This is a genomic window from Paenibacillus sp. E222 (genome assembly GCF_013401555.1).
In the GTDB taxonomy this organism is placed as follows: domain Bacteria; phylum Bacillota; class Bacilli; order Paenibacillales; family Paenibacillaceae; genus Paenibacillus.
Window position 1 is genome coordinate 4116492 of record NZ_CP058552.1, and the last position, 25917, is coordinate 4142408.

The following is a 25917-nucleotide window of genomic DNA, read 5'->3' on the forward strand; positions in this document are numbered from 1 at the left end:
ACGGAGGCTATTTGTTGTATAACGGGCAAAGGGTAACTCCAACCAGAATGGGTGGGTACAAATATACCGATATTGGATGGTTATTTTTAGCGTTTTTTCGTTTATCATTTTGATCAAATCAGAATTAAATAAGGGAGTGAGTTCGGTTTATGAAAACATCAAATGACGAAAAGATATCCAAGGTCGAGATCATCAAGCGGTAGGGCCGTCATCTAGGGGCACAATAAAGGAAGCGTTGCAGGACGAAGAACCGTATTTTTCCGAGGATAATATTCAAGTGCTCAAGTTTCATGGCGTCTATCAGCAGGATGATCGGGATTTACGGGCACAGCTTAAGATAGAGGGGAAGGAGCGGCATTACAGCATGATGATCCGCGCCCGCATTCCGGGCGATGTGCTAACTTCGGATCAATATCTCGTCTTTAACAAGCTGGCGGATGAGTATACAGATTACAAAAATATGCTCATCACCACCCGCCAAACCTTGCAGCTTCACGGAATTCTCAAGGGTGATTTGAAAACGACGCTCAAGAAAGCAGGAGTAGGTGAACATTTTGCCTAAAGGATTGTCAGGGCGAAAGGTCGCCATCACCGGCTCACGCAAAATACAGGAGCTCGGTGAGATTATTGAGCGGCAGGGCGGTGAGGTGATCGTTCGTCCGCAGCAGGGTTTGCTTGTGCTGCAAGAGCGGGAATTGGAACGGGACTTATTTCGTCTGCTCGAAAGCGGCACGGATTGGACCATCTTCACAACAGGGACGGGACTTGGAGCTCTGCCGGACAAGGCGCGCAACTGATCGTGTTCCCCGAGATATTCCTGCCCGGGTATCCGCGGGGTCTCAGCTTCGGTATGCGTGTTGGCAGCCGTACAGTGGAAGGGAGAAAAGATTGGCAGCGCTACTGGGAAAGTTCGATTGACGTTCCGGGATCCGAAACTGAAATGTTGGGCCAATTGGCAAAAGAATTGGGAGTTTATTTGATTATCGGCGTGGTAGAGAGGGATCAGGAGTTCAGTACGGGCACTTTGTATAATGTTTTATATCAGGCCGGACGGGACTTTACTGGGCAAGCACCGTAAGCTGGTTCCTACCGGCTCCGAACGTATCCTGTGGGGGCAAGGGGATGGCAGTACGTTAAATGTCATCGATACCCCGTTCGGCAGAATAGGTGGCTTGATTTCAAATTGTAGATTGGAAAAGCACAGAACTATAACAAAAAACACTTCAACTCCACAATTAGGAGCACCTGCTTTTAAAAACCTTGATTGATAAATAGAAAAGGTCCTGAATCGTTAGGTTGGAATACCAAACGACTCAGGACCTTTTTTGTTGGAGAGATATTAAGCTGCTAACTTGGATGCATCTTTTATATTGGACTTACGGGTAAGAGGTATAAATAATAGGATAGATAAGAACCCAAGTAACAAGAAGACAATTCCTACCCACATGACGCTTTGAATACCCATGCCATTGATAAATGCACCACTAACCATTGTACCAATGGTAACTCCAAGATTTGAAAACGCTACGAACAGACCGTTAGAGAAGTCTGGTGCTTCGGGCGCGGATGAAGTGATCATGTACTGGGAGATATTAAGGCCAAAAGTAAACAATACGCCCCAGAAAGCAATAAGAAGTATCATGGGAACAGTAAACGATCCGAGCAAGAATAGTACCAAATAACTACCAACAAACACGAGTGGATAGACAAAGGCAGTCTTTAACGCATTATTTGTAAGTAATTTACCTGCGAGTAAATTACCTATCATCCCTGTTAAACCAAATAGAATAAGCATTAAGCTAATCGTATTTGAAGACATTTCCGTTACACGCCCAAGGTACTCTGCAAAGAAGCTGAATGTTGCATACATACCAGAAAGGATAAAGATTGCACCAAAGATGGCTGCCCAAACAACACCTTTCTTCAAAATACGAACCTGTGAACCATAAGACTGTTTTTGTTTCACGGGAAGGGAAGGGACAAAGAGAAGAATGGCCAAGAATGTTAAAGCATTTACAACAGCAAAGAATAACATCGCTATCTCAAGATTCGCATAGTCCGCAATGAAAGAGGCAATTGGAATTCCAATAATCATACCCGCGGTGAGACCCATGAATACACGACCGATTGCTTTTGGAGCCATTTCTGGACTAACTGAGGAAGCAGCTGCAGTAAAGGCAACAGACACGTAAACCGGATGTAGGAATGCAGGAACAATTCTTGCTATTAAGGCTATTGTAAAATTGGGGGCAAACATAGAAACAACGTTACTAACCACAAATAGCCCGATAGCAAGAAGCATAACACCTTTACGGTTAAATCCTGAGAATAACAATGGCAAGATAGGACCTGAAATTGCAACTGCGAGTGCGAATAGGCTAACAAGCAGGCCTGCAGTTGAAACGCTAACTCCAAAGTTTTCAGCAATGAGTGGCAATATCCCGATAATGCCCATCTCTGTATTAATGATTCCAAAAATCCCTAAAGCTAGGATGAAAATAAAAAATGCTTTTGATTTGGTAACAGACACAATATTCACTCCTATTTATATTATTTTGTATAACTACTGTGAAAATGAAAAAAGATATACTGGTATTTTTCTATTAGGAATCAATCTATACTCAAAGATTCATCAGAGCATCTTCCCGATTTGTAAAATTAGCAAAATAACAATGGTAGGCTTAATCCCAGGCAAAGTAATATGCCATATTTTACGAAGCCTGCTCGCCAGCCTTGCGTCTCCGAATGGTCCATTCCGCCGCCAAGAAAAGAAGTACGATCGTTCCTATAACACTCGCCGTACCTCGTAGCTCATTCCCAGCGCGTTGATGAAGAGAAGCATAAGCGTATGTATTATCTGATTTGTAAAGCAGAACGCGTAGCTGCGGATCATCCAGCGGCGGTGGTTTTCAACCCGTCCTTGTCGAATATGCAAGTATGCGTTCACTGTTATAAATATCTAAATGATATTAAGCAAATTGAAGGCTACACTCACGATCTTGCCTCCGGTCGCAAAAGGAGCCATATAGCCTGATGTGATGCATACGGCCAGTACGGCGACGACATAGACGTAGCCGAGAATACGATGCATCTTCCGGTACTTACGGAGCTTGGCACTAGCAAAGTTTATGACTCCCGCAGCGATTGCGATGCAGGCGAAGATGACGTGAACGTTCAGCATAGTTAGCCAGACAGGTAAATTCATCGGACGGATGAGCTTGGTCTTGTGGCTCAAAAAAACCGACGCATCCGGATCCAGGGCGAAACGATTCAAGAGCGTCCAGAAGACGAAGGCTGCAGCAACGATAATCAGGAGGCGGAAAGCACTTTTAGTGTTCATCAGCCTGGGCGCGTTACCTATCAATCGGCGAGAATCACGTTGACTGCGCAACCGGGCAAAATGGAAACCGGCGAATGTGAACAGTGAAATGAAAAAACAGCAATTAAGCGAGAACAAGAGACTGCGACTAATCGTCATGGCGCAACTCCATTACATGTTATTTAGAGTCATCAGCGCCACCTTGAAAACTCTCCAGTCTGATGGTCGTTATGAGTCACCAAGATAACCGGAAAAGATGACTCGTCTTTCTTTTATAAAACTAACTATCAACTTAATTACGCATAACTCTTGTTAGGCGTAATCTATACACAGGAACAAATGTTTGGTATACTATGAATATACGTTTTTAACAAATATGTCATATTTGGAGGTAACTTATGCACAATGATGAACGGAAACGTCTTTATGAAAAAACAGAAATTAAAATGGATCAATTACCTTGGTATGCTAAGGAATATATCATTCGTAACCTTCGTAAAAGGTCACCTAATACTCTATTAGGTTATTGTTCAGATTACATCTCTTTTTTGGATTGGTTGAGTTCAGAGGGATTCTATAATGGAACTAGACTCGATTGTCCTCTTTCTACACTGGAGTCTTTACGCGTAGACGATGTTGAACGGTACAAAGACTTTCTTTCAATAAAACATGAAAACTCATTGGATACTATAGCCAGAAAGATCGCCTCTCTAAAGTCATTGTTTCAGTACCTATCTGTACTTTCCGAGGATGAAAATGGATACCCATACATAAAGCGCAATGTAATGGTCAAAATTGAGACGGAAAAAGAAAAGATTACTGTAATGGCAAAAGCAGATCGAATTAAGGATAAAATCCTCCGTGATGAAGAGATTTTTGAGTTCAGAGAATTCATTGCTGAAGGATTTCAGATCGTATGCAAAGACAATAAACGAATTCTGAATTCCCACTTGAAGAACAAAGACCGTGATTTAGCATTCGTAAGTCTTATTCTTGGTTCAGGTCTACGAGTGTCTGAAGCTCTGTCCCTTGACCTTCCTGATATAGACTGGCTTAAAGGCAAGGTCTTGGTTAACAGAAAAGGTAATAAGAAAGATTCAGTACCTGTAAGTAATATTGCATTGGATGATTTAAAGTCATATTTGGCCTTTCGTCAAACCAATTATGGTGTAGATGACAAACAAGAAGCAATCTTTCTTTCACTTCCTACTGGACCTCACGGGAAAGTAAGCCGATTAACTGTTAGGGCTTCACAAAAAATGCTCGATCGCTATGTGAGTTCTTTTGGAAAGCCGGCACTGACAATTCACAAGTTAAGACATACATTTGCAACCAAGTATCATAAGGAAAACAAAGATCTTGCCTCGTTAAAGGATCAACTTGGCCATTCCGATTTAAACACAACTATGATTTACACACACGTTGGAGAAGAAGAACGCCGTGAATCTGTAAATAGAGCAGATAGCTTAAACAGGTGATAACTTGGTTCGGGACCTCAAACAAAAAATCACTTATGGAAAGGAGATTTTACAAGACCATGCACAAAACACAATACGCCGAACCCATCTTCCGAGACCGGCGTATTACGCTAGTCATCAAGTAAATCGCATTCACATCTCCTAAATCTTTTGTTATGAAACTTCTTGGGATCTTTGTTATTGTTCCTTACATTACCCACCGAAGAATCCACCTTATGCACGCATCTCTTCTGCTGCAAATGGTCTGAGAAGTCCTGTAACGCTCTTCTTGTCCTTTTCTCTGCTTAACCACTCTGCTTCATCATGCGGACTAATTATGGCCGGCATACGGTTATGGATTTCAGCCATAAGACTGTTGGGCTCTGTGAAGCTGCGTGCGTTTCAAGTTAGCTTACGCTCTTATTGTAGCGAAAAGGCAGGTCCAAACGTATGTCAGCAAGGAAGCCGTTTGTTTTTGGTCACCCTTTTTTCTAGAAGACTTGAACGACTTCATGAATGCCATCCACTTCTTCAAAAATGGCACGTTCAATGCCAGCCTTCAATGTGATCGTTGCGCTAGGACAGCCGTTGCACTCTCCCAAGAATTTTAATTTAGCCACTCCATTCTTAACTTGAACCAATTCGGCATCTCCACCATCGCGGTTTAAATAAGGACGCAGTTTTCTCAATACATCATCTACATCTTTGAACAATTCCTCAGAATCTCTCATTTCATGACTCCTTTCATAGAGGCTGTGTTATCAGCTTCACCGTTCGCATTTTCTCTAATTCATCAATCATGTCTTGATAAAACTTAACTCTTCACCTGGAATAACTTTCTAGAAATCGGAAGTACCGATCTTGCTCCTGCTTATGCAGCTTTCCGTACAGTGCATATAAACCCTGCTCTTTTGACGCTTGCAGGTAGAATCAAGAAGCAATGCAGCAGTGTTACTTGGCGATTTTTGCGAAATATTCTAATGTTCTAACCAGTTGCGCGGTGTAAGACATTTCATTATCGTACCAGGCTACAGTTTTCACTAGTTGCTGGTCGCCAACTGTTAGAACTTTTGTTTGAGTGGCATCAAAAAGAGACCCGAATGTCATTCCTCTAACATCGGAAGATACGATCTCGTCCTCAGTATATCCGTATGTTTCTGGATCTGATGCTTTTCTCATAACGGCATTAACTTCTTCAACCGTAACCTTCGTGTTCAAAACAGCTACGAGTTCTGTTACGGAGCCTGTTGCTACAGGTACACGCTGAGATGCACCATCAAGTTTCCCCTTCAATTCAGGAAGAACGAGGCCTATGGCTTTAGCAGCGCCGGTGGAGTAAGGAACAATGTTCTCTGCTGCAGCCCGTGCTGCGCGGAAGTTTCCTTTTGAATCTGGCGCATCAAGGGTATTCTGGTTGCCTGTATAGGCGTGAACGGTTGTCATCAACCCGGATTGAATTCCAAATTTATCGTTCAGAGCTTTAGCCATGGGAGCCAGACTGACCGTTGTGCAAGAAGCACCGGAAATGACGGTTTCCGTTCCGTCCAGTGTTTCATGGTTTACGTTATACACGATGGTCTTCATGTCGGCTGTTGCCGGAGCAGAAATAACAACTTTATTTGCTCCGCCTTTCAGGTGAAGCTCGGCCTTTTCTTTGGTGGTGAAGAAACCTGTACATTCAAGCACGATATCTACGCCGAGCTCGCCCCAAGGAATCTCTTCGGGATTACGGTTAGCCAGTACTTTAATTTCTTTGCCGTTAACAGTAAAGGCTCCATCATGAACTTCGATGTCTCCATGGAAAGTGCCTTGCGTAGTATCATATTTGAGCAGATGAGCCAGCATTTTTGCGTCAGTCAGATCGTTGATGGCCACAACCTCGATATTGCCCACCTCTTGAATTCGACGAAAAGCGAGTCTTCCGATCCGCCCAAAACCGTTAATGCCTACTTTTACACTCATTGAATAAACCTCCTGTTTTCGTTCGAAATCCATTCCATATTATTTTGTCCAATAGAACTTAAAGGTAAGCATTGACCCGAAGCCAAACAAGCTTGCCTTTGGAATGGGTTTGTTTTAAAATAAAAGATACCGATCGGTATCTTTATTATATCAGGATTTGATACATTGGCAAGGCTTCGGCCGTAAAATTTTGATATAATGTTAGATTGGAATAAGGTCATTCGGAGGAACCCATGAAAAAAGGAGATCGAACAAGAGAGCACATTATTATGAAATCGGCAGCAATCTTTAATCAGAGAGGATATGCCGGTACATCGTTAAACGATATTATTGCCGATACCGGGATTAAGAAGGGGGGCATCTATCGGCATTTTACAAGTAAAGATGAAATTGCGCTTGAAGCCTACAACTACGCCGCCAGTAATGTTATCAGCAAATTTGCTGAGGCGGTCGACCGGGAGCAATCTGCGTCAGGGAGATTACTTGCTTTTTTTCGTGTTTATGAAGATGTTGTTGGTAATCCACCATTTGTTGGCGGATGTCCTATGCAGAATACAGCAGTAGAAAGTGACGATACTCATGTGGAGCTTCGAGATCAGGCAAGACAAGGGCTGCATAACCATTTGGATATGATAAAGAGTATAATTCTTAACGGGATAAATAGTGGGGAGTTTAAGGAGGATTTAAATGCGGATGCTCTTGCTTCATTTGCCTTTTCCTTGCTCGAAGGAGGCATTTTACTCAGCAAGTTAGATGGGGATAATAAGCATATGCAAATGAATACAGCATCCTTTGCATTTTATTTACAGAATTGTTGTTTGAAAAATAGTTAATCAGTTGTGCTTGGAAGCGTAGAGAGAATAAGATGCTTATATGATCTCTCTCAACATTTTGGAGGTATATCCCCATCCTCGAAATCCCTTCCACTGCTGGAAGGCAGCCTTCCGCCAATAACAAATATAACTTATATACGGTGAATTTCCGCGCAACATCGACGTAGTGCATCTCGCTTAGTAGGGAAGGATGGTTTCTTCCGGAATCAATATATTGAAGAATGCTGGATATTGAAGTAGGCTTTTTCATGAGGCCGCCTCGTTTCGGGAGATTGCAGGGGTACAACAATTTACCGAATGAGGCGGCTTTTTTACCTTTTTTGGCTAACTAACAGGCTTTGCCCAAAACAGCCATCTTTCCGCGTTCCAATCATAGATGATATCGCTGCCCCATTTCTCTTCGAGCTTCGTCGCTTGGAACTCGCGGTTTAACACATTGTGTTGAACGGGCAGCTTATTATTGGAGAACCATACACTGTGTCATGGTTAATCTTCAGTTCTCGGGTGACATCTGTCATCGTTTGGACGCTTTCATTAATATGTTGTACTGTCTAACACCTGAAGGCCTCGTCATACATAGGTTTTATCATGGTGCACATTCACCTTCGTGACTTTTGTGCCACGAACTGATGCCACAGCGTATATAACAAGCGCTGTCCAAATGAGTGCAAAACCGACGAGAAGGGTAGACGAAACCGATTCCTTGAACACAAATACGCTCAGTAACAGCATGATTGTCGGCCCGATGTATTGTACGAATCCGAGTGTGGAAAACGCCATGCGGGCGGCTGCTCGTGCAAAGAAGAACAGCGGCAGTGCCGTTACTACGCCCGAAAGGAGTAGTTCGATGAACATGGACGGAGGCAGTGTCCATGCCATCGCCTTGCCCACGGATGCCAAATAGACCCAGTACCCGAGCGCAATGGGTAGAACTACAACTGTCTCCGACAACAAGCCTACAGAAGCGTTTAGCACAATCTTCTTTTTCGCAAGGCCGTATAAGCCAAACGACGCAGCCAGCGAGATTGCGACCCACGGAAATCGCCCATAGTCGATTGCGATAATGAGCACCGCCGCGCCAGCGACGGCAATCGCGAGCCACTGGCCACGATTCGGCTTCTCACGAAGGAAGACGATTGCTAGTAACACGTTCAGCAGCGGGTTTAAATAATAGCCGAGGCTTGTCTCAACGACATGGTTGTTATTGACAGCCCAGATGAAGATGAGCCAATTAGCAGCGATCAACAGTCCGCTGGCGGTGAGTGATAGCAGGAGCGTACGGCTAGTCACAATCCGCTTCATATCACCCCAGCGGCGCTGGACGGTGACGAGAATACCCATGAAGACAAACGACCAGACAACCCTGTGTGATAAAATCTCGCCTGCAGGCACATCATTAAACAACTTCCAATAAAGCGGGAGAACTCCCCACATGATATAAGCGATAATAGCGTTGATTAACCCATTATTCATAATCAATTTCCTTCTTCCCGCTCCGATTCTGAGTGCAATCTGCTCAGTCCCCCGTAGCGCCAATTAATTGTAACTCAATTTGTTTCATCTTATAAAAATAGCCTTTTTGCTCCATCAATTCGGAATACGAACCCGTTTCTACTACCCCTCCTTGCTCCATAACGACGATTCTATCCATTCCTTCCAAACCGTTAAGCCGGTGACAGATTAGCAGAAGCGTATCTTCGGACGCCTGCTCGTATAGGTACGTCAAAACACGTTGCTCTGTCACATAGTCCAGCGAAGACGTCGGCTCATCCAGTAGCCATAGCTTTCCCTTGCGAAGTATGGCCCGCGCCAGGGCCAACCGCTGTTTTTCGCCTTCCGATAAATTTACTCCCTTTTCGTACACGGGATCCGTTAACGAGATGGTCGGCAATTGCACTTTAGCGAGAATATCCAACAGGTCGCCGTCAGAATGATTCTCACCATCCATGAGCAAGTTATCCCGGATCGTTCCCCGGAAAAAATGGCTTTGCTGCAGCACGACACTAGCCGTTTTCCAAATGCTCGACTCCTCCAGTTCCTGTACTGATATGCCGCTCAGTCGCAAATCCCCAGCCGTTGGCGTACGTAGCTTGAGTAACAACTCAATCAGCGTAGACTTTCCCGAACCGCTAGGTCCGACAATCGCTGTTTTAGATCCTGGTGGAATTTGCAACGAAAAGTTCTTTAATGCTGGTCTCCACTCGTCTTCATATTGAAATGAAACGCCGGATAGTTCAATAGAAACGGCATGCTCGGTATTTAACGTACAACTTGGCAGAACCGGCTGCATTGCAGGAGTCAATACTGCTTCCGTCAGCCGCTTGGCTGCATGTTCGCTATCTTGCTTATATGCTGGCAACGTGGCCATAGTCGCTGCTTCTTCAAATACAGTTAATGAGGCCATGACAAGCATAGCCAGATATACGCCAGCTAGCATTCCATCCGATATCAGATAAGCACCAAGGGCCAACACCCCCCAGGAAATCAGATATGTGACAAAGGCATGCATCGTTTGTCCACGTAGCAGTTGTCCGGCCGCTCGCTGCTGCTCGGCTGCCAATGTAGCAGAAGCTTGGCGAAGTTGCTGTTCCCGCTGCGCAAGCTGCCCATAAACTTTAAGATCCCGGAAACCATACAACACCTCTGTTACTTCCGTAGACAACAGCGCTCGCTGCTTGCGAACATGCCCATTGATTTTCCGATATCCTAGTAATACGATTCCCGGCACGACCAATACGGTTCCCAGCATACCGAGTAGCATCAAGCAAGCCATCCAGAAAGAAAAGGAGGCGGTAGCCAGCATTGTCGTCAAGAACACCATGACAACAATGATCGGCGGATACGCGACGCGTAAAAAATAGTGCTGCAAACTCTCTACATCCCCAACGATTCGTGCAAGCAGATCCCCGCTTCGGTTTTTATTTAAAATGCCTGGCGTTAAGGGAATGAGCTTGGCAAAAAAGGATGATCGCAAACGGCTAAGCATAGAGAATGTCGCTCGGTGTGAATATAAGCGCTCGCCATAACGACTCACCGCTCGAAGTAAACCAAGCAGCTTGACCAACGAAGTAAGTACGATCAGCGTATAAAGCGGAGGTGCAAACACCGTTTGCGAAATCAGATAGCCGCTCGCAGAAAAGAGGATCACACCGGCAATACCGGCGACAAATCCGCCTAAAATCGAAAGAATAATATCTTTGCGCTCCCGAATCATAGATTGGAACAAAATAGCCAACTCGTTCATCCCGGCACCCCTTTGCGTTGGACATCGACCATCTCTGCATACGCAGGCAGGCGTTTAATAAGCTCGTCGTGATGTCCCGAGCCCATTAGGACGCCATGGTCCATAAACAAAATGTTGTCCGCATTTCGAATGGTATACAATCGGTGAGCCACCGTAATCATCGTCGCCGATTTTGCCAAGGTTCCAATCGAATGTTGCAGGATGCTCTCGGTGTGAAGATCGAGTCCGACGGTCGGCTCATCGAACAAAATAATGGAAGGTCGCTTCAAAAAAGCCCGCGCTACGGCAAGCCGTTGCTTTTCCCCACCGGATAGTCCTCTACCGCCTTCACCGACGGGGGTATCAAATCCCTGCTCCAGTTGGGATACAACCTGCGAAAGACCCGCGTCCGCAGCCGCTGCCTCAATTTCAGCCCTGGAGACTTTCCGCCCGGCACCGATTGCGATATTATCAGCGAAGGTACCTGCAAAAATGTAAGGATGCTGCGTAATGTAGCTGATATGTTCGAACCATATCGTCTCATTCTGTTGAGTAAGCGGGTTTCCACTCACTAGAATGGTCCCCGACACCGGTCTTAGTAAACCCGCTATAAGATGGAGCAAGGTTGTTTTACCGGATCCGCTATGACCAACAAGGGCAATATGATCTCCTGGTCGAATTGTGATCGAACCTGTATTCAGCTCAAATGAGTCAGGTGCATACTGAAACCGGACATTGTCCAGTTCAATGGTGGGCGGCATTGGAAACAGCTTCTTCGGAAATGTCTGGAGCCCTACCGGCTGATCCTTCAGATCGTTTCTATCGTTCGTGTCCGCGAGCATGGTTTCAACCTTGCGAACCGCCCCCATACTGGTTCGCCCATTGTGAAAGGCTGTTCCCGAACTCTTTAGTAAGCTGTAAAATTCGGGCACGAGCAACAATACAAAAAAGGCCGTGTGAAACGACATCGATTTGAAAACAAGGAGCTGAATGGCCAGTTCGAGAGCAACAATCCCGATGCTCAGCATCACAATTGATTCCAGCATGAGGGTATTCGTAAACGCAATCTTCAAAATATCCATTGTGGCATCACGGTATCTTAAGCTACTACGTTCGATTTCTTGCTGCTGATGGCGGGCCCGTCCGAATATTTTTAACGTAACGAGCCCTTGAAGAGAATCTAGAAATGTACCGGAAAATTCAGCCAACTGCGCATACTTTTCTTCTGATTTATTTTTTGTTTTCAGCCCTACCAAAATCATAAAAATCGGTATAAACGGTGCTGTAACCAGCATGATAATACCTGAATTGGCATGTTGGGTAAACGAAACGACTAAAATCAGAATGGGGATAATGACCATTTCCACCATACGCGGCATGTATTGACTGAAATAACTATCCGCCTCATCCACAGCATCCAGCGCAATGCTGACCTTTCCCCCCGTTTGCCCTTGAAGAGAGGAAGGCATGGAAGCATGCATGAAATTTTCAAGCACGGCTGCTCGCATATTTATTTTGGCGGTTGCTGCCATTTGCAAACCAACTGTCGCGTTCCCTAATGACAACAGTGTACGCATCGTCATCACGACCAGTAGGATGCCAAGTAGTAGGGCAACCGATGATAAAGATGCTTTCTCTACAAAGATCTGCTGGACGGCTTCGGCCAGCAGTGCAGCCTGACTTACAATCGCGGCGCCTAGTGCGAGCGAGATGAATGACAGGTAAATGAGACGTTTGCGTTGCGCGGTCAACTGTATAGCAATCAAGCTTCTTTTCTCCTTCACCAAACTCAACTCCTTTTATGGTAGTAGCCTGCGAGTAATCAGCCTACTTTTTCCCTTTCACGTAATCCGCATCAAATAGAAACAGCTTGAAAACCAAAATAAGAGAAGGAATTAATAGACACATACCCCCGATAAATACGACAACCAGCGCGAAGCCCATTGAGGATGAGGTAACGCTGCTTTGAATCGTAATGTAGGGATCAAGAATATAGGGATACTGCCCAATCCCGTAAGCGAAAAAGGCACAGAGAAATTGCAGCATGATGCAAACAAATGCTACCCCATAGCGACGGCCGCGGTATAACAGCCACAACGCAATGATGAAAAAGGTAACAGAAAGTGCTAACAGCCACCATAAATCCATCATATTTTGATAGTGCCGCTCATTGTGTTGCCCCAAATAGATAAAGGCCGTCAGGGCGATAATAATCGTCGGTGTGCTCCAGAACAGCGCATAGGTCCGCATAAGCTTTAGGGCAGCTTTGTCCTCTGCTCGTGAAGCGTAAAACGTCAAAAAACAGGCACTAATAAACAAAACAGACACAATCGCCAATCCAACGATGCTCCACGATAATGGATTGGTTAATAAAGCCCAGTAATCCAGAGAAACCGTCTGATCCTGCTTCAAGATAAAGCCGCCTTCAGACAGGGTCAGCGCCACGGACAATGAAGCCGGGATCAGCAAACCCGTTGCGCCGTACAAAAACAGATAGACAATATTATTTTTGGACCCATAGTTTTCAAATGCATAGAACGAGCCACGAATAGCAAGCAGCACGATTGCGACACTCCCTGGAACAATAAGCGCCGAGCCATAATAATACGCTGTATCCGGAAAAAATCCGATCATGCCGATGTAGAAAAAGACGAAAAACACATTTGTGATCTCCCATACGGGTGACAAATAACGAGAAATCAGACGATTAATGAGGTGGTCCTGCTTGGTCAGGCGGGCATAAAAGGCAAAGAAACCTGCTCCAAAGTCAATGGAGGCTAAAATAAGATAACCGTACAAAAACAGCCAAAGTACTGAAATTCCAATCAAATCATAACTCATCAGGCATGCGCATCCTTCCCGGACCTCTTGTTACCCGCATGCTGTGCCCACTTCTCCATCTCAGTTTCTGCCGGATTATTGTGGAATAAGCGCCGAAGAACAAGAACACTAACCGCGCCTAATACGATGTAAAGAAGAAGGAAGAGGAAAAAAAGAATTCTCACGCTGGGCGATGTCGTCGCCGCTTCTTCTACACGCATATATCCTCGTAGAATCCACGGCTGCCGCCCCAACTCGGCGTAAAACCAGCCCAACTCGACTCCCAAAAATGCGAGCGGCGCACCTAGAGCAATAATGCGGAGCAGCCATTTATTGTGCTCATTGCGTTTTTTCCAGAATGTAAATAGGAAATACAGAACGGATATGCCCAATAACGCAAACCCTATGCCAGCCATCAAATCAAAAAAATAATGCACAAGGAGCGGAGGTTGTTCATCTGGAGAAAATTCATTCAGACCTGTTACTTTCGCATTAAAATTTCCAAAAGCCAGGAAGCTGAGAATCTTCGGCAGGTGAATTGCGCCAATAATTTTATGCTCGGCATTAAGCCACCCCAATAGAATCAAATCCGCGCCGCTCTCGGTCTCAAAATGCCATTCCGCAGCAGCTAGCTTTTCCGGCTGATGCTCGGCCAAGAACTTGGCAGACGCATCTCCAGCTACTGTGTTTAGCAATCCGAATAACATAACAACGGCCATCATAAGCTTTAACGCTTTTTTGTGGTATCCAGTAACCCCTTTTCTAAGCATCGTAAAAGCCGCAATTCCTGCTAGCAGAGCCGCTCCTGTTAAGTAGGCTGAGCTTAATACATGGAACACTTTGGAGAACGTCGCCGTATTCAGCATCGCTTGCACAGGGTTAACGGCTGTAAATTGTCCACCTTGCATTGTGAATCCCCCAGGTTGGTTCATAAAACCATTCACAGTCGTAATAAAAACAGCAGACATTCCTGCCCCTAAGACAATGGGGAGTGTGAGCAGCCAATGAATATAGGGATTCTTGAACCGATCCCACGTATACAGATAAATGCCTAAAAAGATAGCTTCAAAAAAGAATGCAAATACCTCCATGAATAACGGAAGTGCAATAACGTTCCCTGCCAATTTCATAAAATTCGGCCATACCAATGCCAGTTGCAGTGAAATTGCCGTGCCTGTTACGACACCAACTGCGACGGATATAACAAACCCCCGCGCCCACCTCTTAGCCATCAGTGTGTAATGAGAATCTTGCTTGCGGATGCCGATGAACTCAGCAATCGCGATCATGAGAGGGATACCGACACCAATCGTCGCGAATATCATATGGAACCCTAGTGTCATTCCTGTCACCAGCCTGCTCCATAGTACCGTATCAATTCCCATTCCTTACGACCTCCCTTCCAAAGCCATTTGTAATTTGTGTTGATTATATATCTGTCCCTCAGCAATCTGGTTTTACGAATTTGGCGAACCGAGAACGATTAAATGCGTTCTCCGCTGAGTTCAGCTCCTTGAGTGTGTCGCGTAGGTTTATAAACATAATGTCTGCCTTCTGGCCGACGATGGCATACATTGCCAAGCTGCCTTCCATCCGGGATTCGACCGCCATAACGACAATCCGTTGGTCCTGGAGACGTCTAAAAAGGTATTTAAACAACATAAAGACGTGACTGGATTGACCGTTATCAGCGACCAAGGATGCCAATACACGTCTCATGCATAACACGACATGCTGCCACAGGTTGGCACACAATCAACATGTCGTTGGGGGCAGTTGTCTTGATGGGTTCGTGATGGGCACGCCTCCTCGTCAAACCCGCGTCCGCTTAGGCTTGAGGCAGCACTGCCTTGAAGACGATTTCGATTAGTTGCTCTGGGAAGCCCAGTCTCGGTACGCCGATCAAATTGCTGGCGACCTGAGGCCGCGGCGTCCCGTAGACTTCTTTCCGAACCTTGCCTGCGACCGCAAACGCCGCATCGACATCGAGGACGTAGAGCGTATCTTCAACCACGTGGTCGAAGGTGGCCCCGAATTGTGCTAGGATCTTCGCGGCATTGGCATAGGTTACCCGCATCTGCTCCTCCATCATCGAGAAGTCGGCCGGCTTCCCAGATTCATCGAGCACCGCGGGGAAGACCATCGCCCCATTTTCGTCGTGGCTGAGTTGGCCGGAAACATGGATCGTGTTTCCGATCTTGATTGCTTGTGCATAACCGTAAGCGTCTTCCGCCGGCACACCATGATAGGCGGCCTCTTTACCATTCGTTGCGTTCGTATTCGTCATCTTCTTATCTCCTTTTCGTATACGCTGACTCGGATATCCGAGCCGCTTTTTCTTGTGAGCCGATTGCATTGTCGTTGCTGATGGATAACATTATGCTCAGGAACCGTTCTTTTTTTATACACCAGCAACGATTACTGGACATATGAGCGCAGCGCCGCTTATGAGGGGTTAAGTTTTTGGATGACTCCCCGAGTGAGATCCCCCCTTAGGATTCAACTGCAATCAGAAATGGCTGAGTGACGAATTCAGCATACTTCTTAGCCAGTTTTTCAAGAGCTTCGTCATTTACTTCTATAACACCACTAATTTCAAAGGAGGGTTTATAAAGCATTTTTACACGATTTGCAGAAGCCTGGAAGGGTCTCAGCAGCTCGCTATAAGAATATTGATGGAATCCGCCGGCTTGATAAGCTTCACGAACACCGCCGGTTGAAATGGCCAGCCGCAGTTCCTTACCTTCCAGCTTATTTCCTCCCGGCCCGTACGCCCAGCCGCTGCCCCATACTTTGTCCAGCCATTTTTTCAACAAGTAAGGAGCGCTGTACCAGTAAAATGGGAATTGAAGTACAATCCGGTCGTAATTTTCCAAAAGTTGGCGTTCTTTTTCCACGTCGATTTGTTCGTCAGGGTAAGCTTCATACAGCAGGTGGACAGTGACTTCTTCATGTATTAATAGTTCTTCGGTCAGCCGTTTATTTATTCTTGAGCTATTTAAGTTAGGATGGGTTACAATGACCAATGTTTTTTCCGTCTGGTTTGTCATCAATCTAAGTTTCTCCTTATCCGGGTTGATTTTTTGTTAAGTTTCCTCGATACTTTGCAATTGGGTTTATATTTTCGAAATGGACCTAGAACTGTCACGAAATATAAAAAAATTAAAAATCCGTGAAGCATAATTTAGCCCTTCACACGTTCAGCAACTCTGTCAAGCCAGCAGGTGTGAGTATGTTGCCAACGTAAAACTGGCCGAATTCTCCGAAGCGTGCGCTAGTCTCGTCGAACCGCATCTCATAGACGAGCTTCTTAAACTGCAGCGGATCGTCGGCAAACAGTGTAACACCCCACTCCCAATCGTCGAAGCCGACCGAGCCGGTGATAATCTGCTTGACCTTGCCTGCATAAGTGCGGCCGATCATACCGTGACTGCGCATGAAGTTTTTGCGCTCCTCCAGAGAAAGCATGTACCAGTTATCGTTAAGCATGCGTCGCTTGTTCATAGGGTAAAAGCAGATATGTTTCGCCTTGGGTAAGATTGGCTTAAGGCGAGCGGCTACTTCGGGAACTTGCATCGGATCGGAGCCGGGAGGGGCTAAATAATTGCTCAGCTCGACGACACTGACGTACGAGTAAACTGGTTTTACGAATTTTGCGAACCGAGAACGATTAAATGCGTTCTCCGCTGAGTTCAGCTCCTCGAGTGTCTCGCGTAGGTTTATAAACATAATGTCTGCCTTCTGGCCTACGATGGCGTACATTGCCAAGCTGCCCTCCATCCGGGATTCGACCGCCGACCATTCATAGATTAGCGTCATCAAATCATGCTTTGCATACTCGCGTTCCTCTGTGGTTGCACTTTCCCAGGCAAGCCAGTCGATGGTGCGGAAATCATGCAGTGCATACCAACCCTCTATCGTTTCTGTTGCTTCACTCATCTTACTTCAACTCCCCTGGTTGTTTTGTCTTATCCAATAGCTTTCTTTTTTTTGAATTTCATTTCTTGATCTTAGAACAAAGAGTGATTTCATCCTGATAAGGAGTTGCTGCATCTAATGTAACGGGACTATAGTCGAACTGTCGTGTTTTAAGAAATGATGATTTATCATCATACACTTGATCGACCATGCAGTCTTTCTTCTCAAGATTTGATTTGAGAAGCATTTGAATGCGTCTATCCCGAGCAACAATGAGAATTTTAGTTCCGTATTTTAACAAATATATAATCACTTCCTTGTCCTTGCGTGCACTACAAATTCATTATGTGACAACTCTTTAATTCGGCGAAAAAAAGGTCAGATCAGTTCAACGCCTTTAAAATCTACTTTTCAGTCATTCTCAAGTCCTCCTATAAGTTTTAGTTATTCCAAAAAGGTAATAACTCTCATGAAAACAAAATGGCTCGGCGCTATTTCATTCTAGAACAGCTTGTTGTACAATAAAAGATACCGAACGGTACCTTTTATTGTATCATGATTCTATTGAAAGGCAAGACCGGAATCGTATGTTCGATTTTTTCGTGACAGGATTAAAGCTGGGGAGTTTAGGGGGATCTGGATTTAAGGAGTTTTGCTCAGTAAATTGGATAGGCTAACAAGCGCGTGCTAATGAATATAACATTCTTCTCGTCTTATTTGCAGGAATGCTGTTTCGCAAGGAAACACGAGTAGATGGAACAACCATTGTGCGTATATGTATGACAAAATGGTGAGCTATATCGAAGGAGTAGCAGAAAGAGCTTGTCGAACGGGGCTTGTGAATAATGCAGGAATCACCCGAGTCTGGTGCTAAAGCTGCTGGTTTTCGAGTGCTTTCTTATTGAGAAAAACGGATAGGTGGTTATTTATTTGGATGCAGTGAATATAGAAAATAAACCAGAAAGTAAAAGACCGACTTTGGCGCTATTAGCGCTGACAATCGGGGCATTTGCGATTGGAATGACTGAATTTATTATTATGGGGTTACTTCCTGAAGTGGCCGAAAGCTTGCAGGTGTCCATCCCCTCAGCAGGGCTACTCATTACCGGATATGCACTGGGTGTGGCTATAGGAGCTCCTATCATCACAGTCGCCACTCATCGAATGAAGCGAAAGCAGTTGCTTCTTTTTCTTATGATTCTGTTCATATCAGGTAATGCATTGGCTGCTCTTGCACCGAACTATGGAGTATTAATGGTAGCTCGTATCGTGGCTGCATTAACTCATGGGTCCTTTTTTGGCGTTGGATCTGTTATTGCAGCTGGACTGGTTCCTAAGGAAAAACGGGCTGGAGCTATTGCAATCATGTTTACCGGTCTGACACTTGCAAATATTCTTGGCGTTCCGATCGGTACATTTATTGGTCAAGCCTTTGGATGGAGATCCACTTTTTGGGCGATCACTATCCTAGGTCTGATTGCTTTGATTGGGATTGCCGTGCTCGTTCCAAAAGTAGAATCAGCTTTATCGAACCTTAAGCAGGAGCTTAGTGTACTGCGTAAGCCAACCGTTTATATTGCTCTTTTGATGACGACGTTTGGTAATGGAGGGCTCTTTACGGTATTCACTTATATTTCACCGATTTTAACTGATATTACTAAGTTCCCGGTGAATTCGGTTTCTTACATCCTTGTTTTATTCGGGATCGGCATCACGCTTGGGAATATTATCGGAGGCAAGCTGGCTGACCGCAAATTAATGCCGTCTCTCCTCGGGATACTCGTTGTGTTGGCCATAGTTTTGGCATTATTCTCAATTACGGATCAGCATAAAGTGCCTGCTTTGATTACTATTTTTATATTAGGAATGGCTGCTTTTGGAATTATACCAGGATTGCAGCTTCATATGCTGAATATGGCCAAAGAAGCTCCAACGCTGGCGTCGACTTTAAATGTTGCGGCTTTTAACCTGGGTAATGCGTTTGGTGCGTATATCGGAGGCTTGGTTATAGATTTACAATTTGGGGGAGGCCTAACAGCCGTTCCTTGGGTTGCTTCCATCGTAACCGGCGTGGGAATTTTATTTACTCTCTGGAGTGTTCAACAACAAAAGAAAAGTACTAGGCCGTAATTTTAGGGTAAGCTTTGCTTATCGTCCATGAGAAATCGTGGGTCTTATAGAGACAGACTTTGATGGGGGATTGCTCGTGTTTGCCACAATCACTGAATCAAGATGGATTTTCAGCGTCCGTACGGGAAACGGATATAGTCGCGTCGGGAACTGGGGTTTTATTGAATGTCAGGAGGGGATTGGCACCAATATAGCATCGCTATAGACAAACTAAGTAGCTGTGCTATATTGGTCGCATGAATACACACGACGCTCTACTCAATGCGGCTTTACAAGTTCTCGAGGAAGAGGGCGAGGCACAGTTCACAACCCGCTCCGTCTGCGCAATAGCGAAGGTGACCGCACCGACGCTGTACCATCACTTCGGCAGCGCCGACGGGCTACTGAGCGCCGCCATTAAGGAAGCATTTGCTCAGTTTCTTGAGAGTAAAAGGACTGCTACGCAATCCTTCGATCCGGTTATGGCACTACGCGAAGGCTGGGACGATTACGTGCGCTTCGCGGCGGCTCGTCCACGGCTCTACGGGGTGATGATGGGCCGCGTTCTCAACGATGCTGAAATTCCCGCCGACGAGCAGGCATTTGCGCTCCTCATCCAACGCATCGCGGCCATCGCTGCTGAGGGTCGGCTCAGGCCGACGGTGGAGGTGGCTGCTGATCTCATGTGGGCATCTGCGAATGCTGCATCCCTACTATACGTCACAGCTCGGCTACGCAAAGCGGTGCCACCCACTTTAGAAATCCTGGAGCAAATTCGTGAGGGGGCCATACGGTCCATCCTACATCCTGAACAGAAAGGACGAACACAATGAAAATTCTTGTCACGGGAGGTACTGGTCTGCTAGGCGGTCGCCTAATCCCGAAGCTCATAGAGGACGGTCACGAGATTTTCGCACTCACACGCTCCATATCATCTCACGCCAAACTCAAGTCCATGGGTGCTACGCCAGTCGATGCCGATCTCGAAAGCAGCACGCCACTCATATTGCCGGTGATTGATGCGGTTGTGCACGCAGCAGCACTGTTCCGCTTTTCAGGGCCTCGCGAACCCCTCTTTCGTACCAACGTTGATGGAACCGTAGCCTTGTTGAAGGCAGCCGAGTCCGCCGGTGCGAAGACATTTGTCTACATCAGTGCAGCGGGAATCCTCATGGATAATGGCGGTACTCCCAAACGCAACGTTGATGAAAGCACGCCGATTTTCCCGAACCACTTCTCCGCCTACCTGGCAAGCAAGGCACGGGCCGAATCGATGGTTCTGGCAGCTAACAAACCTGGCTTTCGCACCATCGCGCTTCGCCCGCCGGCTATCTGGGGGCCGGGTGATCCGTTTAGTCAAGGGCTTCCCGAAGCAGTCAGATCTGGACAGTTCGCCTTCATCAACCGCGGAGACTATGCTTTTGCAACCTGCCACGTGGACAATGTGGTAGAAGCGATACAATGCACACTCACACGCGGAGAAGGCGGTCATGCCTTCTTCATCAAAGACCAGGAAGGGCAGACTTTCCGTGAGTTCGTCACCTCGCTCGCGAACTTACAGGGCTTGTCCATCAATAAGCTGCATTCGATGCCCTACTGGCTTGCCTCTGCCATTGGCCGGCTGCTCGACACTATCTGGGCCGTCACGCGGAAGGACGGGGATCCGCCGATCTCACGCTCGATGATACGCATGATCGGGCGTGAGTTCACAGTCAACGATGCCGCTGCACGTCGAGAGTTGGGCTATGTCGGAAGAACTTTGCGTGATGCGGGCTTGCAAAGCTATGAGGAAACATCTGCTCGACGATAGTGCTTTGGAGGGCGAACGCAGACAATCGCCGGTTAGTCGTTCTACGGACTTGCCCCCTTTTGTCGATATAGCAGACAGCAGAGAAAAGAACGTACTTGAAACAAGTAATATGAAGTTCTTAAAGATCAAGGGGCAATAAAGGTAACATTAAGATCTGATGATTACTTCCTTGGATATTTCTCTATAAATAATTTAGAATATAGTATGGAAACAAGGACAAGCCATATGAAGCAAACTCCACATGGCTTGTCCTTGTATTATTTGTAACGACTAAGATCAAAGCGACTGACTGCCAGGATAAAGGCAATTGTCAACTGTTGTTTGCAATTTGGATCAATGGTGCCATTTCGTTTAGCGTATTTATTTATAAATCCCATAACGGATAATCAATCTGGCTTCAGCTTCTTTGTCACCTTGTTGTGCTAAATGAAGCAGATTAGATACGCTATTCATATTTATCCTCCTTAATACGAAATGAAAAATAGCTTTAATTCGAAAGAAAAAAGCAGCGATGCCGCCAATAGCCAGAAAAGGAGCCAGTGGCAATGCTGTTTGTTTAGTATCTTGAAAGCCGAAGCGGAAACTGCTGGCAACAGCAATCAGCAGCACCAGCGTCAACCCGCCGATAATGCTTTGCAGTGTGCCATAGAGTGGAGCTAATATAACGCCGCAAGCAGCCATCAGCTTGTTGTGTGTGTTTTCAAACTGCACTTTTGTTGACAACTCCAGAGCATGATCCGGAAAATAAACCTGTAATGAAAAGGGATGAGCAAGGAGTAGAGTGTAAAGGCTCAGTAGAGCGCAAGCCCATGCATGGGCTGTAGATAGAATAGAATAAGCGGGGACCGTTGTCCCCGCCCTCCATATTGAAAAGTAAACTATCCGGGCAAAATGGCTTCGATTTGCTCCAGCTCTTCTGCACTAAGTTCCGGTGCATTCAAGGAGGCGACCGCATCCTCAATTTGGCTTACCTTGCTGGCTCCAATCAGGGCGGAAGTCACTCTGCCGCCGCGAAGCACCCAGGAGAGAGCCAACTGCGACATTTTCTGTCCGCGAGCAGCGGCAAGATCGTTCAGTTTCCGTACTTTACCGAGGACATCATCCGTAAGCTCTTTTTCAGAAAGGAAGACACTTGGTCCGGCGGCACGGGAATCGGCTGCGATGCCGTTTAGATAACGGTCAGTCAGGATGCCTTTTTCCAGCGGTGAGAACACGATGCTTCCAATACCTTCTTCGTCCAGTACATCCTGCAAGCCGCCTTCAATCCAGCGGGACAGCATCGAGTAATTCGGCTGATGAATCAGGCATGGAGTTCCGAGCTGGCGCAGGATTTGCGATGCTTTGCGGGTATCTTCCGCACTGTAATTCGAAATGCCGACATACAGGGCCTTGCCTTGGCGAACAAGCAGATCCAATGCAGACATCGTTTCTTCCAGCGGCGTGTTAGGGTCTGGGCGGTGGTGGTAGTAAATGTCTACATAATCCAGTCCCATCCGTTGCAAGCTTTGATCCAGACTGGATACGAGATATTTCTTGGAGCCCCATTCTCCGTAAGGGCCTGGCCACATATAATATCCGGCTTTGCTGGAGATAATCAGTTCATCACGATAAGCGGCTAAATCCTTCTTCAGGATTTGTCCGAAAGTCTCTTCTGCGGAACCGGCAGGAGGCCCGTAGTTGTTGGATAAATCAAAATGGGTGATTCCCAGATCAAAGGCTCTTCTCACCATAGCTCTGCCGTTCTCGAAGTTATCGATCCCGCCAAAGTTATGCCACAGACCTAGCGAAATAGCTGGCAGGAGCAGGCCACTGCGGCCAGTACGGTTATATGTCATCTTGTCATATCGGGTGGAGCTGGCATTATACATGAATGTTCCTCCTAAATGTGATTTGAAACGTGATCCTTTGAAGCACTTGGAAAAGCCGTTTTTTCCGGAAGCGCATACTTTTGTTGGATCTAGCGCAATCTTCATCATAAAGCTGCATTCGTTTCAAGTTTGGTTTACGCTCTTATTGTAGCGAAAAGGCAGGTCCAAACGTATGTCAGCAAGGAAGTAGTTTGTTTGGTCACCCTTTCTCTAGAAGACTTGAACGACTTCATGAATGCCATCTACTTCTTCAAAAATGGCACGTTCTATGCCAGCCTTCAATGTGATCGTTGCACTAGGACAGCCGTTGCACTCTCCCAAGAATTTTAGTTTAGCCACTCCATCCTTAACTTGAACCAATTCGGCATCTCCACCATCGCGGTTTAAATAAGGACGCAGTTTTCTCAATACATCATCTACATCTTTGAACAATTCCTCAGAATCTCTCATTTCATGACTCCTTTCATAGAGGCTGTGTTATCAGCTTCACCGTTCGCATTTTCTCTAATTCATCAATCATGTCTTGATAAAACTTAACTCTTCACCTGGAATAACTTTCTAGAAATCGGAAGTACCGATCTTGCTCCTGCTTATGCAGCTTTCCGTACAGTGCATATAAACCCTGCTCTTTTGACGCTTGCAGGTAGAATCAAGAAGCAATGCAGCAGTGTTACTTGGCGATTTTTGCGAAATATTCTAATGTTCTAACCAGTTGCGCGGTGTAAGACATTTCATTATCGTACCAGGCTACAGTTTTCACTAGTTGCTGGTCGCCAACTGTTAGAACTTTTGTTTGAGTGGCATCAAAAAGAGACCCGAATGTCATTCCTCTAACATCGGAAGATACGATCTCGTCCTCCGTGTATCCGTATGTTTCTGGATCTGATACTTCTCTCATAGCGGCGTTAACTTCCTCAACCGTTACCTTCGTGTTCAAAATGGCTACGAGTTCTGTTACGGAGCCTGTTGGCACAGGTACACGCTGAGATGCACCATCAAGTTTGCCCTTCAGTTCAGGAAGAACGAGGCCAATGGCTTTAGCAGCACCGGTGGAGTAAGGAACAATGTTCTCTGCTGCAGCCCGTGCTGCGCGGAAGTTTCCTTTTGAATCTGGCGCATCAAGGGTATTCTGGTTGCCTGTATAGGCGTGAACGGTTGTCATCAACCCGGATTGAATTCCAAATTTATCGTTCAGAGCTTTAGCCATGGGAGCCAGACTGACCGTTGTGCAAGAAGCACCGGAAATGACGGTTTCCGTTCCGTCCAGTGTTTCATGGTTTACGTTATACACGATGGTCTTCATGTCGGCTGTTGCCGGAGCGGAAATAACAACTTTATTTGCTCCGCCTTTCAGGTGAAGCTCGGCCTTTTCTTTGGTGGTGAAGAAACCTGTACATTCGAGTACGATATCTACGTCAAGCTCGCCCCATGGGATTTCTTCAGGGTTGCGGTGAGCCAGCACTTTAATTTCTTGACCGTTAACAGTAAAGGCTCCAACATGAACTTCGATATCACCATAGAAAGTGCCTTGTGTAGTATCATATTTGAGCAGATGCGCCAGCATTTTTGCGTCAGTTAAATCGTTTATCGCTACAACCTCGATATTTTCCACATCTTGAATTCGACGGAAAGCGAGTCTACCGATTCGCCCAAAACCATTAATGCCTACTTTTATACTCATTGAATAAACCTCCTGTTTTCGTTCGAAATCCATTCCCCATTTTTTTGTCCAATTTGCCTTTGGAATGGTTTGTTTTTAAAAAAAAAGATACCGATCGGTACCTTTATTATATCAAGATTTATGACATTGGCAAGGTTTCGGCCGTAAAATTTGATATAATGTTAGATTAGAATAAGATCATTCGGAGGAAGCTATGAAAAAAGGAGATCGAACAAGAGAGCACATTATTATGAAATCGGCAGCAATCTTTAATCAAAGAGGTTATGCCGGTACATCGTTAAATGATATTATTGCCGACACCGGGATTAAGAAGGGGGGCATCTATCGACATTTTACAAATAAAGATGAGATTGCGCTTGAAGCCTACAACTACGCCGCCAGTATAGTTGTCAGCAAATTTGCTGAGGCGGTCGAACGGGAGCAGTCTGCGTCAGGGCGGTTACTTGCTTTTTTTAGTGTTTATGAAGATGTTGTTGGTAATCCACCATTTGTTGGCGGATGCCCTATGCAGAATACAGCAGTAGAAAGTGACGATACTCATACGGAACTTCGAGATCGGGCAAGACAAGGGCTGCATAACCATTTGGATATGATAAAGAGTATAATTCTTAACGGAATATATAGTGGGGAGTTTAAGGAGGATATGAATGCGGATGCACTTGCTTCATTTGCCTTTTCCTTGCTCGAAGGAGGCATTTTACTCAGCAAGTTAGATGGGGATAATAAGCATATGCAAATGAATACAGCATGCTTTGCATTCTATTTACAGAATTGTTGTTTGAAAAATAGTTAATCAGTTGTGCTTAGAAGCGTAGAGAGAATATGATGCTTTATGATCTCCCTCAACATTTTGGAGGTATATCGACATAAAAGTATTTGTAGCTGGTCTACCGGGGTTATTGACCGTATGCAGACTC

Annotated in this window: 25 protein-coding genes and 3 pseudogenes; 9 read left to right on the top strand and 19 right to left on the bottom strand. The window is 45.7% G+C overall.

The genetic code is table 11. The features are described from left to right. Positions 1–235 precede the first annotated feature (235 nt). From HW560_RS18610 to HW560_RS18620, 3 genes and pseudogenes are all read left to right on the top strand, one after another. Positions 236–562 carry a hypothetical protein gene (locus HW560_RS18610; protein WP_256222135.1) on the top strand — a complete coding sequence of 109 codons (327 nt, stop codon included), beginning with the start codon at positions 236–238 and terminating at the stop codon, positions 560–562. Then, positions 555–797: a uroporphyrinogen-III synthase gene (locus tag HW560_RS18615; protein ID WP_090900038.1), complete on the top strand. Its 243-nt coding sequence runs from the start codon at positions 555–557 to the stop codon at positions 795–797. Before HW560_RS18610 ends, HW560_RS18615 begins: the two co-directional genes overlap by 8 nt. After that, positions 737–1178 (top strand): annotated as a pseudogene (locus tag HW560_RS18620) (nitrilase-related carbon-nitrogen hydrolase); the annotation flags it as partial. The gene HW560_RS18615 and the pseudogene HW560_RS18620, both read left to right, overlap by 61 nt. A gap of 161 nt (positions 1179–1339) precedes the next feature. On the opposite strand, the gene HW560_RS18625 reads toward HW560_RS18620, so the two are convergent. The 3 genes and pseudogenes from HW560_RS18625 to HW560_RS34250 all read right to left on the bottom strand — a co-directional run bounded on the left by HW560_RS18625 (position 1340) and on the right by HW560_RS34250 (position 3478). Beyond that, positions 1340–2530, bottom strand: a complete 1191-nt coding sequence (locus HW560_RS18625) for an MFS transporter (protein WP_256222134.1) — start codon at positions 2528–2530, stop codon at positions 1340–1342. Positions 2531–2635: 105 nt separating this feature from the next. Beyond that, positions 2636–2728, bottom strand: a pseudogene (locus tag HW560_RS34245) (sugar ABC transporter permease); the annotation flags it as partial. Between the two features lie 57 nt (positions 2729–2785). Next, positions 2786–3478: pseudogene (locus tag HW560_RS34250) on the bottom strand (DUF2306 domain-containing protein). 239 nt (positions 3479–3717) lie between these two features. Between HW560_RS34250 and xerS the strand changes: the two are divergent. Then, positions 3718–4797: a tyrosine recombinase XerS gene (gene xerS, locus HW560_RS18635; protein ID WP_090900035.1), complete on the top strand. Its 1080-nt coding sequence runs from the start codon at positions 3718–3720 to the stop codon at positions 4795–4797. Between the two features lie 213 nt (positions 4798–5010). Here xerS and HW560_RS33935 read toward each other — a convergent pair whose 3' ends face one another. The 3 genes from HW560_RS33935 to gap (HW560_RS18650) form a co-directional block, all read right to left on the bottom strand. After that, complete coding sequence (locus tag HW560_RS33935) at positions 5011–5145, bottom strand: SOS response-associated peptidase family protein (protein ID WP_306459202.1); 135 nt, start codon at positions 5143–5145, stop codon at positions 5011–5013. A gap of 122 nt (positions 5146–5267) precedes the next feature. Beyond that, positions 5268–5507, bottom strand: coding sequence for a NifU family protein (locus HW560_RS18645; RefSeq protein ID WP_090900032.1), 240 nt, complete (start codon positions 5505–5507; stop codon positions 5268–5270). Between the two features lie 220 nt (positions 5508–5727). After that, the gene (gap, locus tag HW560_RS18650) at positions 5728–6738 is read right to left on the bottom strand and encodes a type I glyceraldehyde-3-phosphate dehydrogenase (RefSeq protein WP_179264217.1); all 1011 of its coding nucleotides are present in this window, start codon (positions 6736–6738) and stop codon (positions 5728–5730) included. Positions 6739–6971: 233 nt separating this feature from the next. Here gap (HW560_RS18650) and HW560_RS18655 point away from each other — a divergent pair, with 233 nt between their 5' ends. Continuing rightward, positions 6972–7571, top strand: a complete 600-nt coding sequence (locus HW560_RS18655; RefSeq protein ID WP_090905499.1) for a TetR/AcrR family transcriptional regulator — start codon at positions 6972–6974, stop codon at positions 7569–7571. A 570-nt stretch (positions 7572–8141) separates the two neighbouring features. Here HW560_RS18655 and rarD read toward each other — a convergent pair. The 9 genes from rarD to hemQ all read right to left on the bottom strand — a co-directional run bounded on the left by rarD (position 8142) and on the right by hemQ (position 17553). Beyond that, on the bottom strand, positions 8142–9044 hold the full coding sequence (gene rarD, locus HW560_RS18660) for an EamA family transporter RarD (RefSeq protein WP_090905501.1): 903 nt from the start codon (positions 9042–9044) through the stop codon (positions 8142–8144). Between the two features lie 43 nt (positions 9045–9087). After that, positions 9088–10815, bottom strand: a complete 1728-nt coding sequence (gene cydC / locus HW560_RS18665; RefSeq protein WP_090905503.1) for a thiol reductant ABC exporter subunit CydC — start codon at positions 10813–10815, stop codon at positions 9088–9090. After that, positions 10812–12578 carry a thiol reductant ABC exporter subunit CydD gene (gene cydD, locus HW560_RS18670; RefSeq protein WP_090905505.1) on the bottom strand — a complete coding sequence of 589 codons (1767 nt, stop codon included), beginning with the start codon at positions 12576–12578 and terminating at the stop codon, positions 10812–10814. Before cydD ends, cydC begins: the two co-directional genes overlap by 4 nt. 43 nt (positions 12579–12621) lie before the next feature. Then, entirely contained in the window at positions 12622–13635 is a 1014-nt protein-coding gene (locus tag HW560_RS18675; RefSeq protein ID WP_090905507.1) for a cytochrome d ubiquinol oxidase subunit II, read from the bottom strand. Beyond that, a complete protein-coding gene (locus tag HW560_RS18680) occupies positions 13635–14999 on the bottom strand; it encodes a cytochrome ubiquinol oxidase subunit I (protein WP_090905509.1) in 1365 nt (454 codons plus the stop codon). The genes HW560_RS18675 and HW560_RS18680 overlap by 1 nt, the downstream gene beginning before the upstream one ends. A 58-nt stretch (positions 15000–15057) precedes the next feature. Continuing rightward, entirely contained in the window at positions 15058–15333 is a 276-nt protein-coding gene (locus tag HW560_RS34255; RefSeq protein ID WP_306459203.1) for a chlorite dismutase family protein, read from the bottom strand. A 109-nt stretch (positions 15334–15442) separates the two neighbouring features. Then, a complete protein-coding gene (locus tag HW560_RS18690; protein WP_090905511.1) occupies positions 15443–15901 on the bottom strand; it encodes a Rid family hydrolase in 459 nt (152 codons plus the stop codon). Between the two features lie 205 nt (positions 15902–16106). Then, positions 16107–16664, bottom strand: coding sequence for an NAD(P)H-dependent oxidoreductase (locus tag HW560_RS18695; protein WP_179265848.1), 558 nt, complete (start codon positions 16662–16664; stop codon positions 16107–16109). A gap of 142 nt (positions 16665–16806) precedes the next feature. Beyond that, positions 16807–17553, bottom strand: a complete 747-nt coding sequence (gene hemQ, locus HW560_RS18700; RefSeq protein WP_090905515.1) for a hydrogen peroxide-dependent heme synthase — start codon at positions 17551–17553, stop codon at positions 16807–16809. A gap of 909 nt (positions 17554–18462) precedes the next feature. Here hemQ and HW560_RS18705 point away from each other — a divergent pair. The 3 genes from HW560_RS18705 (at position 18463) to HW560_RS18715 (ending at position 21451) form a co-directional block, all read left to right on the top strand. Beyond that, complete coding sequence (locus HW560_RS18705) at positions 18463–19662, top strand: MFS transporter (protein WP_090905520.1); 1200 nt, start codon at positions 18463–18465, stop codon at positions 19660–19662. 236 nt (positions 19663–19898) lie between these two features. Continuing rightward, positions 19899–20474, top strand: coding sequence for a TetR/AcrR family transcriptional regulator (locus HW560_RS18710; protein WP_090905521.1), 576 nt, complete (start codon positions 19899–19901; stop codon positions 20472–20474). Beyond that, positions 20471–21451, top strand: a complete 981-nt coding sequence (locus tag HW560_RS18715; RefSeq protein WP_090905523.1) for an NAD-dependent epimerase/dehydratase family protein — start codon at positions 20471–20473, stop codon at positions 21449–21451. The genes HW560_RS18710 and HW560_RS18715 overlap by 4 nt, the downstream gene beginning before the upstream one ends. Before the next feature lie 360 nt (positions 21452–21811). Here HW560_RS18715 and HW560_RS33945 read toward each other — a convergent pair whose 3' ends face one another. The 4 genes from HW560_RS33945 to gap (HW560_RS18735) form a co-directional block, all read right to left on the bottom strand. Then, entirely contained in the window at positions 21812–22162 is a 351-nt protein-coding gene (locus HW560_RS33945) for a hypothetical protein (protein WP_257031367.1), read from the bottom strand. A gap of 167 nt (positions 22163–22329) precedes the next feature. Further along, positions 22330–23319: an aldo/keto reductase gene (locus HW560_RS18725; protein ID WP_053779478.1), complete on the bottom strand. Its 990-nt coding sequence runs from the start codon at positions 23317–23319 to the stop codon at positions 22330–22332. Between the two features lie 210 nt (positions 23320–23529). Next, positions 23530–23769, bottom strand: a complete 240-nt coding sequence (locus HW560_RS18730) for a NifU family protein (RefSeq protein WP_163753924.1) — start codon at positions 23767–23769, stop codon at positions 23530–23532. A gap of 220 nt (positions 23770–23989) precedes the next feature. Then, the gene (gene gap / locus HW560_RS18735; protein ID WP_179264219.1) at positions 23990–25000 is read right to left on the bottom strand and encodes a type I glyceraldehyde-3-phosphate dehydrogenase; all 1011 of its coding nucleotides are present in this window, start codon (positions 24998–25000) and stop codon (positions 23990–23992) included. Between the two features lie 193 nt (positions 25001–25193). On the opposite strand from gap (HW560_RS18735), the gene HW560_RS18740 reads away from it, so the two are divergent. Beyond that, positions 25194–25793 (top strand): TetR/AcrR family transcriptional regulator, encoded by a 600-nt coding sequence (locus HW560_RS18740; protein ID WP_090900026.1) that lies wholly within the window; start codon positions 25194–25196, stop codon positions 25791–25793. The last annotated feature ends 124 nt before the right edge of the window (positions 25794–25917 follow it).

Excerpts from the sequence above, each read along its gene's own strand:
- gap (WP_179264217.1), bottom strand. The coding sequence starts at position 6,738 with ATGAGTGTAAAAGTAGGCATTAACGGTTTTGGGCGGATCGGAAGACTC.
- HW560_RS18725 (WP_053779478.1), bottom strand. The coding sequence starts at position 23,319 with ATGTATAATGCCAGCTCCACCCGATATGACAAGATGACATATAACCGT.
- HW560_RS18740 (WP_090900026.1), top strand. The coding sequence starts at position 25,194 with ATGAAAAAAGGAGATCGAACAAGAGAGCACATTATTATGAAATCGGCA.
- HW560_RS18730 (WP_163753924.1), bottom strand. The coding sequence starts at position 23,769 with ATGAGAGATTCTGAGGAATTGTTCAAAGATGTAGATGATGTATTGAGA.
- HW560_RS18675 (WP_090905507.1), bottom strand. The coding sequence starts at position 13,635 with ATGAGTTATGATTTGATTGGAATTTCAGTACTTTGGCTGTTTTTGTAC.
- HW560_RS33935 (WP_306459202.1), bottom strand. The coding sequence starts at position 5,145 with ATGGCTGAAATCCATAACCGTATGCCGGCCATAATTAGTCCGCATGAT.
- rarD (WP_090905501.1), bottom strand. The coding sequence starts at position 9,044 with ATGAATAATGGGTTAATCAACGCTATTATCGCTTATATCATGTGGGGA.
- HW560_RS34255 (WP_306459203.1), bottom strand. The coding sequence starts at position 15,333 with ATGAGACGTGTATTGGCATCCTTGGTCGCTGATAACGGTCAATCCAGT.
- HW560_RS18645 (WP_090900032.1), bottom strand. The coding sequence starts at position 5,507 with ATGAGAGATTCTGAGGAATTGTTCAAAGATGTAGATGATGTATTGAGA.
- gap (WP_179264219.1), bottom strand. The coding sequence starts at position 25,000 with ATGAGTATAAAAGTAGGCATTAATGGTTTTGGGCGAATCGGTAGACTC.
- HW560_RS18680 (WP_090905509.1), bottom strand. The coding sequence starts at position 14,999 with ATGGGAATTGATACGGTACTATGGAGCAGGCTGGTGACAGGAATGACA.
- HW560_RS18715 (WP_090905523.1), top strand. The coding sequence starts at position 20,471 with ATGAAAATTCTTGTCACGGGAGGTACTGGTCTGCTAGGCGGTCGCCTA.
- xerS (WP_090900035.1), top strand. The coding sequence starts at position 3,718 with ATGCACAATGATGAACGGAAACGTCTTTATGAAAAAACAGAAATTAAA.
- cydC (WP_090905503.1), bottom strand. The coding sequence starts at position 10,815 with ATGAACGAGTTGGCTATTTTGTTCCAATCTATGATTCGGGAGCGCAAA.
- HW560_RS18655 (WP_090905499.1), top strand. The coding sequence starts at position 6,972 with ATGAAAAAAGGAGATCGAACAAGAGAGCACATTATTATGAAATCGGCA.
- HW560_RS18710 (WP_090905521.1), top strand. The coding sequence starts at position 19,899 with ATGAATACACACGACGCTCTACTCAATGCGGCTTTACAAGTTCTCGAG.
- HW560_RS18690 (WP_090905511.1), bottom strand. The coding sequence starts at position 15,901 with ATGACGAATACGAACGCAACGAATGGTAAAGAGGCCGCCTATCATGGT.
- hemQ (WP_090905515.1), bottom strand. The coding sequence starts at position 17,553 with ATGAGTGAAGCAACAGAAACGATAGAGGGTTGGTATGCACTGCATGAT.
- HW560_RS18695 (WP_179265848.1), bottom strand. The coding sequence starts at position 16,664 with ATGACAAACCAGACGGAAAAAACATTGGTCATTGTAACCCATCCTAAC.